Source organism: Streptomyces sp. SCPE 10, assembly GCF_051980735.1.
Taxonomy (GTDB): domain Bacteria; phylum Actinomycetota; class Actinomycetes; order Streptomycetales; family Streptomycetaceae; genus Streptomyces; species Streptomyces misionensis.
Genome location: NZ_CP197069.1, coordinates 7,189,858 through 7,201,427 on the forward strand (window position 1 = coordinate 7,189,858; position 11,570 = coordinate 7,201,427).

The window sequence follows — 11,570 nt, forward strand, 5'->3', positions numbered from 1 at the left end:
ACGGTGGGAAACCAGCAGGGTGGTCCCGCCGTCGGCCGCCGACCTTTCGGCCTGCGCGGCGTCACACTGCTGCGGCGCGGTGGTCTCTACGCGGAGCTGTACACGCTTCAGGCCCGCAACTACCGGTGAATGTGGCCGGAACGGAGCCCTGGCGTGTCCGGGAAGAACATGGTCTGATTTCCAGGTGTTTGAAGAAGAGATACTCATCAAGCGTCTCCTTGACGCGGGATACGCAGTCAGAGAGGTGAAGAAAGCCAGCGGCGGAGTGATCGCAATTTCCGGTCTGGTAACCCTCGCGGACGATTCCCCGGTATTCGCGAAAACGCTTCTCGGGCCGGATCGGGACATTTTCACCGTCGAAGCCGCCGGCCTGGCAGAGCTTCGTGAAACCGGCGGGGCGATCACGCCGGAGGTGCTGTGCGCCTCACCCCGGCTGCTCGTGCTGGAGAAGATGCAGCCACGTCGCGACGACGAGCGCTTCTGGGAGCAACTCGCACACACGGTCGCCGCCCTGCACACCTCCACCACCGCCGAACGGTTCGGCTGGCACCGTCCGGGCTGGCTGGGCCGGCTGCGCCAGGACAACACCTGGGACAGCGACGGCCACGCGTTCCTCGCGGAGCGGCGCATCCTGCGCTGGCTGTCGGAACCCCTGGTCGAGGCGGCCTTCGACGCCGCGGAGCGGCAGGCCCTGGAGCGGCTCTGCGCGGCCCTGCCCGAGCTGGTGCCGGACCGGCCCCCGTGCCTGACCCACGGCGATCTATGGCAGGAGAACATCGTCGCCACCGCCGACGGCGCGCCCGTGCTCATCGACCCCGCTGTGTCCTACAACTGGCCGGAAATCGACCTCAGCATGCTGTGGTGCTCCCCGCGCCCGCCCGCCTCGGACCGCTTCTTCGCCGTGTACGAGGAGATCACCGGGATCGACGACGGCTGGCGGGGCCGGATGGACCTCTTCCATCTCCGGGAACTCCTGAGCGTCATCGCCCATGACGACGACGACTGGGGAGCCGCGGAGACCGTACGGAGGATCATCGCCCCGTTCCGGCGGGACGGCGGCCCGGCGCGGATATGACCGGCGTGCCACCGTCGGACCCTCTGCTCGGGGAGCCCGCGGGCACCGGGCTCGCCTACTCAGGGCCGCCTCGGCGGTACGCCGTTTCTCCCGGCGGGCGGCATCATACGCGCGGAACCGGCTGCGCGAAGCGGGCCCGTGCTCTCCCACCCGGGGTAGTCCGCGTAGTCGAGGGAGCAGCGCGCGAAGCGGCACCCGGAGTCGCCCACGTCGGTCCTGTCGCCGTTCTCCTCGAGATGATCGAGGAAGCGCTGCGACTGCGACTCCCCGACGATCGAGCGGTGCAGCAAATGTTACTCGGCCCGCGCCTTCGCAGACGGTGCGCGCTGTCCTCGAAGGCCTCAGCTTCGGCTGACGGCGCGGTGAACGGGAACCCTCTGTCGTGGCCGCTCCCTGGTGTCGACAGCGGCTGCCTCGTCGGTGAATTTCCCAGGCCACACGCCTGGCTCGGGCCGAACCCCGCAAGGCGAGTCCTGCATACGGCCAGAGAGCCACATGATTGAGAATTCATCAGATTTGGTGCCCGCTAATCGTCCATATGAGGGGGGACTGTGGCGGAGCAGCGAGCACGACTGGTCGAGGTGAACTTGGACTGGTTCATCTGGACGGCCCGGAGCACGGAAAGCCCGTTCCAGGGGCCGGGCCTGGCAGCTTCGGTGACGCGCTGACCCTCCACGCCCTGGCCCTCGACGAGGTGCTGGCCCAACGGGAGGAGACCCGCTCGGCCGCACCGGACCCGCTGCGCGCCGTCCTCGGCCACGAGCAGCGCTACTGGCGCAGGATCAGTCGCGAGCACGGACTGGCACTGGCCTTGGACGACGTTCGTCTGCGCCAGACGCTGCTGGTGCCCACCCTGTTCGCTGCTGCGGATGGCGAACAAGCGGCGAACGCGCTCCAGGCACTTGGCGAGCTGTCGACGGCCCAGGGCTCGGAGGCCCGCCCTGCCGCACAACTGCTCCGCCAGCTCTACCCGCACCCAGATTTGTACTGGGCCCCGATGCAGCCCGACCGGCTGGGCGAGGCGCTGGCCCTCGACGTGGTCACCGAGGCCGGCACTGCGGACGCGGCCGCCCGGCTGCTGGTCGCCGTGCTGTCGCAGTGTGACGCCGAGCAGGCCGAGCAAGCCATGGTGGTACTGGGCCGCGCCGCCAACCCCTTCCTCTCCGGTCCGACAATGACGGAACGGACCCAGCTGCTGGCGGCCGCGCTGCCCGCCCTGGTGCGGCAGCAGCCCCGCTGGTTCGCCATCGCCGCAGCGGCGAGCCTGACTTGGCAACCTGACGAGGTGAGGGCCGCAGTGGTCTCTGTGGTCCAGCGGGCAGATACGGATCTGTTGGATGCAATGCACGTCCGGCTGTCCACGGCCGGGGGCGCCGACCAGGAATTCAAGCTACTGGTGACGCAGCAACTGGTGAGCCGGCTGGAGGCCGCATTGCCGCGTCGCGGCTGGGTCCGGTCGCATCCGGAGGAGGCGATCCGGCTGGCCCGGGCCCTCAGTGACCTGGCGATCCACTTGGAGATCGTCGGGGAGCCCGAGCAGGCGGCCAAGGCCACTGAGCGAAGAGCGGACCTGGCTCGCAAGATGGCCGGCACCGACCCCGCCCGCTACCAGGTGGGATACGCCGGATGCCTCGATGACCTGGCAATGCGACTGTACAGCCTGGGCCGGCTCGAACCGGCGCTGCGGATGTGCGAATCGGCCGCCCGCGAGTGGGAGGCAGTCGTCCGCAGAGAGGCCCAGTACGCCCCCCAACTCGTCGACGCGTGGTTGGGCGTCGGGAAGTTGTACGTGGAGACGGACCGTAGACGCCGCGGGTTGCCCGTACTCCAACAGGCCGCTGGTCTCGCCATCGAGCTCGCCAAGAGCGACAAGTTGACTCATGGACGTCAACTCGCCCGCTGCCTCTACCTATTCAGCGTCACACTGAGCCGGGAGCACATGCACTCGGCCGCGGTGGAACAGGCCGAACTCTGCATGACGGCGGCGGGTTGGTACGAGCTTGAGTCGCTGAAGGAACTGTCGACGACAGCCGACTACATGGAGAACTACTCGCGCACCCTCGCCGCCGTCGGTCGGACGAACGAAGCGATCGAGTGGAAGCAGAAGTGCGCGCAGACCCGCCGGCAGGTGGTGGGCGAGATCGTCAAGCCCTTCCTCCCCTTCCAGTTCATCGTGCCCGGTGAACTGCCGGCCGCGCTGGAGTCCCTGGTCATCACTCTGTACGGCCTGGCCCACTTGTTGAGACGGGCACAGCGTGGCGAAGAGGCCGAGGAGATCGCGGCGGAGGCGTCCCGAGCACACGTCAGGTTGGCCGATACCCCCGGTTTCGAGGGCGGCAACCGGGCCTTACTGGAGTTGTCCGAGGAATGGATCTACCGGATCGCTTCCTCGGACGGGTTCTTTCGGGATGAGCACTAAGAAATCCTGTCGAAATACCTTCAGGCGATAGCGACTGGCGAGCAGCAGTTCATCGAGAGTGTCGCGACGGTGCGGCGAGGGCCGGGCGCGCAGGTTCGTGGATGAGCCCTGGCCGGGATCGGCTGGGTGACCGTTGAGGTGAACGGCGTCGTCCTGTGCGAGACATGCCGTGGTGTCACTTGTCCACACGTCGCTCGTCGTAGTGACAGCGGGCGGCTTCGACCGCGTCGAGGTGATCGACGGCCCATTCCAGCATGGCGTGCACAGGGGGCCGAAGGGTCCGGCCCAGGGGGGTGATGCGGTATTCGATCGCCACCGGCTCCGTGGACACGACCGTTCGCTCGACCATGCCGTTGCGCTCCAGTCGCCGCAGGCATGCGGTCAGTGACTTCGGGGTGACAGCGGGCATGTGTTGCCGGAGTTCGTTGAAGCGTCGGGGGCGGTCACACAGTGCGGCCAGTACCAGCAAGGACCACTTGTCGAAGAGTTGGTCCAGCAGCTGCCGGCCGTTGCCGTCGAGTTCCACTTCGGGCACGTCGGTCTCCCTCGCGATACCTGATTTCGTTGAAGTATATCTGCACTATTAGATATACCTCGGATACCTAGTGCCCAGCGTGAAGACGGGAATCATGACCGACGCATACTCGACCCTCAAGATCTCTCTCACCAGCGGCGTGGCGCACGTCGTGATCGACAACCCTCCCATCAATCTGCTCGATGCCGCCCTGATGACGGACCTGGACCGGTTCGCGGACGCCATGTCCGGCGACCACGACATCCGGGTGATCGTTTTTGACAGCGCGGACCCGGACTTCTTCGTCGCGCACGGCGACATGACGACCGCCGACGACCCCGCGGCATTCGTTGCCCTCCCCATTGCGCCCGAACAAGACCAGTCCCTCAACCCGATGATGCGGCTCCATGAACGCATCCGGTCGCTGCCGCAGATCACCATCGCCAAGCTCCGCGGACTGGCACGCGGCGGCGGTGCGGAACTGCTGTCCGCGATGGACATGCGGTTCGCTTCGCTCGAGCGCGCCGGAATGGCCCAGATGGAGTGCCGGCTGGGAATCATCCCGGGCGCGGGAGGCACTGCATACCTGCCCGGTCTCGTGGGTCGCGCACGCACCCTGGAGATCATCCTTGGCGGGCAGCTGATCGATGCCGCGACCGCGGAACGGATCGGATGGGTGAACCGGGCCGTGCCGGACACCGAGCTCGACCACGTCGTCGACACCCTCGCCGCCCGCATCGCCGCTCTGCCGCCCGGTGTCGCCCGCGCCGCGACCGAAGCGGTCGACACCGCGGTCGAGTCGACCACCCACGGCCTGCGGAAGGCCGACGAACTCCTCAGCGGACTCTTCAGTGAGCCCGCTGCAGCCCGTCTTGCCAAGGCTGCACTGGCCGCCGGTGCGCACACCCGCGACGGAGAGCGGCACCTTGAGGCTCTTGTCGACGACATCACCTGAGAACTCCTACGGGGATGCCTTCAGGCGTCGCCAGCAGATGAGTGCGCATGCGAGGGTGAGGAAGGCTTCGCGGGTGTCGTCGCGTATCTCCCGGCGGATCCGCAGGCGGCGGAACCAGTGCGGGTGGGCGAACGCGCGCTCCACGACCCAGCGCTGGGCACCGAGTCCTGGGGCGTGGAGCCGGTACGGCGGCGGGCGATCAGCGGTTTCACGCCGAGGTCTCGGACCAGGCGGCGGTAATTTGCGTGGTCGTAGCCGTGGTCTCCCAGCACGACGTCCGGTCGGCGCCGCCGCCCTGCCGGCCGCCCTCGTCACCGACGGGGCGGCCTCGCCGTGTCCGGAGTGCCGCGGGTAGCGGTTCAGGGCTGGAGCGGCAGCGTCGCGCAGTTCGACGCGGCGGGCTTGCCGGCCAGCCGGTCGGTCAGCCAGGACACGGCCGCGTCCTGGTCGGTGAGCAGCGGCCCGAAGTGGTTGAGCAGCGGGCTGATCACGTTCGGCAGGACCACCGGCTTGTACGTGACGTCGGCGCCCTTGCGGCACCAGTCCACGGCGAGCTGCCGGGCCTGGCCGTGCGGCACGAGGTTGTCGTTGATGCCGGTGGCCACCCGCACCGGGCCGGCGGGCTTGAGCCGGCCGATGCGCTGGGTGTCCAGGAAGTCCTGGAGGGCGGGAGTCGCGGCGATGATGTCGCTGAGCGACTTGCCGTCGGTGGTCCACCTGGTGCTGCGCGCGTAGCCGTAGTGGAGGAGCGCGTCGCCCACGCACATGGTGGACAGATCGGCGAGCGCCGCCTTTCCGGCCGCGTTGAGGTGTGCCTCGGCGATCGGCCGCAGCTCCGGGTCGGTCTGCAGGAAACCGTTGAGCGACCAGCCCAGCGCACCGGTCAGCTCGGTGCCGTCGATGCCCTTGGTGACCTCGGTCAGGTTCGCGGGCGGCGCGCCGGCATAGGTGCCGGCGAGGGCGACGTCGGGGGCGTACGCCGGCTGGAGTTCGGCGGCGGCAGCAGTGGCGCCGCCGCCCTGGCTGTAGCCGTACAGGCCGACGCGGGAGGCGGCGGTGATCGAGGCGCCCTCGACGGAGCGGGCGGCGCGGGCCGCGTCCAGGACGGCGTGCGCCTCGTCGATCCGGTTGACGTAGGTGTGCAGCCGGTCCGTGGCGCCCAGGCCGGCGTAGTCGGTGACCACGACCGCGGCGCCCGCGGCCAGCAGCCGGTAGACCGACAGGTCCTCGTAACCGACCGACATCGTCTGCCCGTTGAGCGTGATCGGGTGCTCCAGGCCCAGCGAGGCCGCGCACTGGTCGCCCTGGCCCATGGTGCCGGGCGCGACGACGACCAGCGGACGGGGGCCGTCGCCCTTCCAGCGCGCGGACGGTTCGATGTAGGCGCCGGTGACGGCCACGGGCAGGCCGTTCGCGTCGGTCGACTTGTACATCAGCCGGGTGGCCCGGCCGGGCAGCGGGCCGTCGAGGCCGGAAAGGCTGAGGGCGAGAGGGAGCGGCTCACTGCGGATCAGGGCGCCGTCGGCGGCGGGCAGTTCGGCGGGCGGGGTGTAGAACGCGGGGATCGTGACGCCGCGGGAGACGACCGGGGCGGAGTCCGCCGCGGCGGCGGGCACCGCCTGGACACCGAGGCACGAGGCCGCGGCCACCACCGCGGCGGCGATCAGGTATCTGCGTGGGGGCATGGGGGAACCTCCTGGGATACAGCCGGGCAGGAGAGGCGGCCTCGCCCCGGACGGCGGCCGACGGGCCGGACACCCTGGGCGAAGACATGCCAATGCAAGGCGGCACGGTCGTCCCACCGGCCCCCTCGCCTCACCGGGGAGTGAGCAGACGAGAAGTTACCCGGCAGTCTGTTACCGGCGGTAGCACGCGGTAGGTTACGGTTCAGTAATGAGAACCGCCAACGAAAAGGCTTCGGTCCTGGCATGACGTGCTGGCGCCGCCCGGCCGAGTGGGCCGAGGCCGGCGTGCGGCCCCGGCTGCACGAGCCTCGGCGTGAAGTGGGCCGTCTCTCGTTGAAAACCCCTTGGTGAGAGCTGTGGCGCCCGTGGTAGACCGAAGGGTCCGCTCCCTCTGTTCCGGAGATCTTCATGCGCCGCCTCGCCGTCTTCCTCGCCTCGTCCAACGGCTACGACCCCGCGCACGCCGCGCTGGCAGCCGATGTCGGCGCTGAACTGGCTCGGCGCGGAATAGGTCTGGTCTACGGCGGTGGCCGCCGGGGGCTGATGGGAATCGTGGCGGACAGCGTGCTGGAGGCCGGCGGTGAGGTCGTCGGCGTCATGCCGCACAGCATGGTGGAGCGGGAGTGGGCTCACGAGGGCGTGACAGAGCTGGTCAGGTGCGGTTCGATGCACGAGCGCAAGGCGATCATGGCCGAGTACTCGGACGCTTTCATCGCCCTGCCCGGTGGACTCGGCACGCTGGAAGAGATCTTCGAGGTGTGGTCCTGGCGCCAGCTCGGCTTCCACGCCAAGCCTGTGGGCTTCCTCGACGCGGGAGGCTTCTGGACGCCGCTGCTCGATGCCCTGCGCGGCCTGGTCGACTCCGGCTTCCTGCCCGCCCCCACCCTGGACGACCTTGCCGTCGCCCCCGACCTGCACGGTCTGCTGGGTTCCCTGGAGGAACGGCTGCGCAGCGTCCCGCAGCCCGCGCACGGAGAGGGTCTGCGATAGCTCAGCCCGGTTGCGCCGGGGATCGCAAAGTCCTGTCACCCAGTGCTGGCCCTGCTCGGCGCGATCCCGCCGGCCCGTGGCCGGGTCGGCCGGCCCCGCCGCAGACCCGACTCACTCTTCGCCGACCGCGGCTATGAGGCTTCCGCCGCCTACGCACCCGCTGGGAACGCAGGACCGACATGCGCGAAGCGTTCCTCGAACTCGCCTGCCGCCTGATCACCCACCGACAACTCGGCTCATCGTGTCAGCCGTTGTAGGGGATGAACGGGAAGCCGTCTTTGGTCGGTTCCGGTCGGACAAGGAAGCATGGGAGTGTCAGGTGGGGCCCGAGTCACCGTAATCGTTGGGCTCGCTCAGTAGCTCGCTCGCCGCCTCGTGGACCTTCGCCAGGGCGTTCAAGAGGGATCGGCGTTCGGTCTCGGTGAGACCCGCGGTGACCTTCTCCTCAATCAACCGCCGTTCCGCCTCGACCGGCTTCTGCAGCGCACGCCCCGCGTCGGTGAGCCAGAGCCTCACGAGGCGGTTGTCCCGGTCGTCGCGGCGACGGGTGAGCAACCCGGCCGCGGTCATCCTGTCGGCCATCTTGACGACGGTGGGCGTGGTGACGTTCAGCGCGGCGGCGACCTCGCCCGGTGTGCTGCCGTCCCGCTCCCACAGCACGGCGAGCAGGTAGTTCTGTCCGACGTGCAGCCCATGGCGTCGCATGGCCGCGTCGGCCAGGGCCCGGAGCACCTTCGACGTTCTGCCGTGCAGGTCCAGGAACTCTGACATCGAGGCCTTTCGGTGGTGTACGGGACGGATGCCCGAGCCGCACAGAAGTCGATTGACGGCTAATCATTCACCGGCTAGCGTTCTCTTGAACTCGCTAGACGGCAAACGACTTTGGGGAGTCATGATGATACTGGTCACCGGAGCCACCGGAAACATCGGCCGGGAACTCACCCGCGAACTCGACGCGAGAGGCGCGGCGTTACGTCTCCTCGTCCGCGACCCCGCCCGTGCCGCAGGACTGCCCGAGCGCGTCGAGCGCGCCGTCGGCGACCTGGGGAAACCCGCGACCCTGGCTCCCGCCTTCGCCGGCGTCGACAAACTCTTCCTGCTGACACAGGGCATCGGCACCGACTACACCGCCGCCGCCATCGCCGCCGCCCAGGCCGCCGGGGTGCGCCACATCGTGCACCTGTCGTCCTTCCACGTCACCTTCGACCCGATACCCGCCATGGGACGCTGGCACCACGAACGCGAGAAGATCATCCGCGCCTCCGGCATACCCACGACGTTCCTGCGGCCGGGCGGCTTCATGACCAACACCCTCGACTGGCTGCCCACCATCCGCGAGGGAAACTACGTCCTCGACCCGATCGGCCCGGGCCGCTTCGCGCCGATCGACCCCGCAGACATCGCCGCGGTGGCCGCCCTCGCCCTGACCGAGGCCGGCCACCAGGACGCGGAGTACGTTCTCACCGGGGGTGAGATGTTCACCGTTGCCCAGCAGGTCCGGATCATCTCCGAGACGATCGGCCGCGACATCGAGGTCCGGGAAACGGCCACACCGGCCGAGGTCGTACGGTTCCGCTTCCCCAACGGGGCACCCCGGGAACTGGCCGACGCCATCACGGAGGGCTTCACCCTCATGCGCGCCGACACCGTCGGGTTCCGCACGGACACCGTGGAGCGGCTGCTCGGACGCGGGCCGCGGACCTTCGCCGATTGGTGCGTGCGTCACGCCGAAGCGTTCCGGCGGCCCTGAAACCGCCTGAGCCGACAGGCGACCACGCCTTGGGGATTCAACTTGCGGACGGTGAGGGGGACGGTTCCAGGGGAAGGCATCCGGGCCGCGCAGGGTGGCGCGGACGCCCAGGAAGCTGGAAGCGGCGCTACCGACCCGGTTGCCGCCCCCTCTGTCGCGCAGGTCAGGCGTTGGGATCGAAGGGGATGCCCGAGGGCATGGAGTGTGCCAGCGCGTAGGCGAAGTCGCCGTCCTTGATCTTGATGGTGGCTTCGCCGAAGTCGGCGCTCAGCAACTTGTCCCGGAAACCGGCCGGGTAGCCGTTCCAGCCCACCAGGCGGGGGTAGAACCAGCCGCCGGTCACGTTCTCGGGAGGCTCGTCGTTGCTGTTGGCGAAGCGGAAGTCGTGGGTGGAGAGGCCGTCCTTGTGGTAGACGATCTTCGGGTGGGTGCCGTCGAAGCGGACTGCGGAGCGGGCGGCCACCTGGTAGCCGCTGTGCTGGGACACCGAGACGTACTGGACCTCGTTGTTGTTGATCCACACCACGACGTGCTCCCAGTCGTGGGTGTGCCCGATGGCGGCCGGACCGTAGGTGGCCTGGTCCTTCTCGAAGTAGCTGGCGTACATGACGGCGCACCAGCCGTTGTTGCACTTCTCGCGCGAGTAGGTGTTGGCGTTGGCGAGTTGGGCGTAGTCGTGGCAGTGGCCGTTGACGTCGCCGCCGAGTTTCAGACCGGGGTTGATGGTGCCGTCGGCGCCGATGGCGGCTGTGGCGTAGCAGCCGTCGCCATCGTAGTCGTAGGCGGGGGAGAAGGTCTGTTCCAGGCCGTCGGCGTTCTGCGGCAGCAACTGCAGGACGTCGGCGTGGGCGCCCGCCGGGATGGCCACGACGAGCGTCATCGCACCGAGTGCTGCGAGCAGGCCCTTGGCAAGGGACTTCACGTTGGGCATTACGGCTCCTTGTCGGGGCGGCTGGCGTCAGCAGTACAGGTTGCTGCCCGGTGACACCCCGAGGATCTGTGTGAAGCGCTGGTAGGCGTCCACGCGGCTCTGCACCTGGGCCGGGTTCTTGCCGTCACATTCGAGGGAGCCGTTGATACTGCGGATCGTCTGGCCGAATCCGGCGCTGTTGACCATGGCGTTGTGCGGGGTCATGCTGCCGGGGCCCGATTGGGTGTTCCAGTACCACAGGCCGGTCTTCCAGGCGACGGAGGCGTTGTTCTCCACCTGCCAGGGGTTGTTGAGCAGGTCGATGCCGAGCGCGTCACCCGCCGCCTTGTAGTTGAAGTTCCAGCTGAGCTGGAGCGGTCCGCGGCCGTAGTAGGCGGCCTGTCCGGCGGGGCAGCCGTACGGTTGGCTCCAGTCGCAGTAGGTGGGGTAGTTGGCGGTGTTCTGCTCGACGACATAGACCAGTCCGCCGGTCTCGTGGCTGACGTTGGCGAGGAAGGCGGCGGCCTCCTGCTTCCTGACCGTGTCGCTGCCGGTGTTCGCGAAGGCCGGGTAGGCGCTGAGGGCCGCGGTGAGTCCGCTGTAGGTGTAGAAGGAGTTCCGGTTCGGGAACATCTGGTTGAACTGCGCCTCGCTCACCACGAAGCCGGAGGGAGCGCTGTCGCCGCCGCTCGCGGGTGCGTTCCACTTCTGGTTGGCGCCGCCGCTGCAGCTCCAGATCTGTGCACGGGTGCCGTTGGCGGAGTTGTTGTCGGTGACGTCCAGGCACTTGTTCGCCTGGGGGTTGACGATGTCGTGGGCGGCGGTGACGGTCCACTTCTGGTTGGCGCCGCCGGTACAGGACCAGAGCTGCACCTTGGCGCCGTCGGCGGTCGAATTGCCGGTCACGTCAAGGCACTTGCCGAGGGCGCGGATCGTGCCGTCGCTGCCGACCGTCCACTGCTGGGCGTTCGTGCCGTTGCAGTCGTAGAGCTGGACGGGCGTGCCGTCGGCCGAGTTGGCCCCGGCGACATCGAGGCACTTGCCGGCGAGTCCGGTGATGGTGCCGGTGGCGGCCTGGGCGGGGCCTGCGGTGAGCAGGCACGCGGAGAGACCCAGTGCGGCGGTGAGGACGGCTGCGGAAAGGGATCGGGCCATGAGAGGGGGGGTGGCCTTTCACGTGGGGGGCGGCGGCCGACGCCCCACCTCATGAACGGCGGGAGGCGTCGCACAACGCGTGGCTGAGCCGAGAACCTAAAGGGGGCGGCGAACTTT

Annotated in this window: 11 protein-coding genes and 1 pseudogene; 7 read left to right on the plus strand and 5 right to left on the minus strand. The window is 68.7% G+C overall.

The genetic code is table 11. The features are described 5' to 3' along the window. The first annotated feature begins 3 nt into the window (after positions 1 to 3). The 3 genes from ACSP97_RS32675 (at position 4) to ACSP97_RS32685 (ending at position 3,494) form a co-directional block, all read left to right on the plus strand. Positions 4 to 129, plus strand: coding sequence for a hypothetical protein (locus tag ACSP97_RS32675; protein ID WP_435644753.1), 126 nt, complete (start codon positions 4 to 6; stop codon positions 127 to 129). Positions 130 to 265: 136 nt separating this feature from the next. Then, positions 266 to 1,075 (plus strand): fructosamine kinase family protein, encoded by an 810-nt coding sequence (locus ACSP97_RS32680; RefSeq protein ID WP_440558505.1) that lies wholly within the window; start codon positions 266 to 268, stop codon positions 1,073 to 1,075. A gap of 694 nt (positions 1,076 to 1,769) precedes the next feature. After that, positions 1,770 to 3,494, plus strand: coding sequence for a tetratricopeptide repeat protein (locus ACSP97_RS32685; protein ID WP_440555616.1), 1,725 nt, complete (start codon positions 1,770 to 1,772; stop codon positions 3,492 to 3,494). 175 nt (positions 3,495 to 3,669) lie between these two features. Here ACSP97_RS32685 and ACSP97_RS32690 read toward each other — a convergent pair whose 3' ends face one another. Continuing rightward, complete coding sequence (locus ACSP97_RS32690) at positions 3,670 to 4,029, minus strand: winged helix-turn-helix transcriptional regulator (protein ID WP_355530738.1); 360 nt, start codon at positions 4,027 to 4,029, stop codon at positions 3,670 to 3,672. Between the two features lie 94 nt (positions 4,030 to 4,123). Between ACSP97_RS32690 and ACSP97_RS32695 the strand changes: the two genes are divergently transcribed. Beyond that, entirely contained in the window at positions 4,124 to 4,963 is an 840-nt protein-coding gene (locus tag ACSP97_RS32695; RefSeq protein ID WP_440555618.1) for an enoyl-CoA hydratase/isomerase family protein, read from the plus strand. Between the two features lie 359 nt (positions 4,964 to 5,322). Here ACSP97_RS32695 and ACSP97_RS32700 read toward each other — a convergent pair whose 3' ends face one another. Further along, positions 5,323 to 6,648, minus strand: coding sequence for a lipase family protein (locus ACSP97_RS32700; protein ID WP_358299770.1), 1,326 nt, complete (start codon positions 6,646 to 6,648; stop codon positions 5,323 to 5,325). 408 nt (positions 6,649 to 7,056) lie between these two features. Here ACSP97_RS32700 and ACSP97_RS32705 point away from each other — a divergent pair, with 408 nt between their 5' ends. Beyond that, positions 7,057 to 7,638 carry a TIGR00730 family Rossman fold protein gene (locus ACSP97_RS32705; protein ID WP_440555620.1) on the plus strand — a complete coding sequence of 194 codons (582 nt, stop codon included), beginning with the start codon at positions 7,057 to 7,059 and terminating at the stop codon, positions 7,636 to 7,638. Positions 7,639 to 7,680: 42 nt separating this feature from the next. Further along, positions 7,681 to 7,895: pseudogene (locus ACSP97_RS32710) on the plus strand (IS5/IS1182 family transposase); the annotation flags it as partial. 58 nt (positions 7,896 to 7,953) lie between these two features. Here the strand turns inward: ACSP97_RS32710 and ACSP97_RS32715 are convergent. Next, positions 7,954 to 8,409, minus strand: coding sequence for a MarR family winged helix-turn-helix transcriptional regulator (locus ACSP97_RS32715; protein WP_355530727.1), 456 nt, complete (start codon positions 8,407 to 8,409; stop codon positions 7,954 to 7,956). 121 nt (positions 8,410 to 8,530) lie between these two features. Between ACSP97_RS32715 and ACSP97_RS32720 the strand changes: the two genes are divergently transcribed. Further along, on the plus strand, positions 8,531 to 9,388 hold the full coding sequence (locus tag ACSP97_RS32720; RefSeq protein WP_440555622.1) for an NAD(P)H-binding protein: 858 nt from the start codon (positions 8,531 to 8,533) through the stop codon (positions 9,386 to 9,388). 163 nt (positions 9,389 to 9,551) lie between these two features. On the opposite strand, the gene ACSP97_RS32725 is transcribed toward ACSP97_RS32720, so the two are convergent. Both ACSP97_RS32725 and ACSP97_RS32730 read right to left on the minus strand, forming a co-directional pair. Next, a complete protein-coding gene (locus ACSP97_RS32725; protein ID WP_355154358.1) occupies positions 9,552 to 10,319 on the minus strand; it encodes an NPP1 family protein in 768 nt (255 codons plus the stop codon). Between the two features lie 27 nt (positions 10,320 to 10,346). Next, positions 10,347 to 11,453 (minus strand): lectin, encoded by a 1,107-nt coding sequence (locus ACSP97_RS32730; RefSeq protein WP_440555624.1) that lies wholly within the window; start codon positions 11,451 to 11,453, stop codon positions 10,347 to 10,349. Between the last annotated feature and the right edge of the window lie 117 nt (positions 11,454 to 11,570).

Excerpts from the sequence above, each read along its gene's own strand:
- ACSP97_RS32695 (WP_440555618.1), top strand. The coding sequence starts at position 4,124 with ATGACCGACGCATACTCGACCCTCAAGATCTCTCTCACCAGCGGCGTG.
- ACSP97_RS32700 (WP_358299770.1), bottom strand. The coding sequence starts at position 6,648 with ATGCCCCCACGCAGATACCTGATCGCCGCCGCGGTGGTGGCCGCGGCC.
- ACSP97_RS32705 (WP_440555620.1), top strand. The coding sequence starts at position 7,057 with ATGCGCCGCCTCGCCGTCTTCCTCGCCTCGTCCAACGGCTACGACCCC.
- ACSP97_RS32715 (WP_355530727.1), bottom strand. The coding sequence starts at position 8,409 with ATGTCAGAGTTCCTGGACCTGCACGGCAGAACGTCGAAGGTGCTCCGG.
- ACSP97_RS32720 (WP_440555622.1), top strand. The coding sequence starts at position 8,531 with ATGATGATACTGGTCACCGGAGCCACCGGAAACATCGGCCGGGAACTC.
- ACSP97_RS32725 (WP_355154358.1), bottom strand. The coding sequence starts at position 10,319 with ATGCCCAACGTGAAGTCCCTTGCCAAGGGCCTGCTCGCAGCACTCGGT.
- ACSP97_RS32730 (WP_440555624.1), bottom strand. The coding sequence starts at position 11,453 with ATGGCCCGATCCCTTTCCGCAGCCGTCCTCACCGCCGCACTGGGTCTC.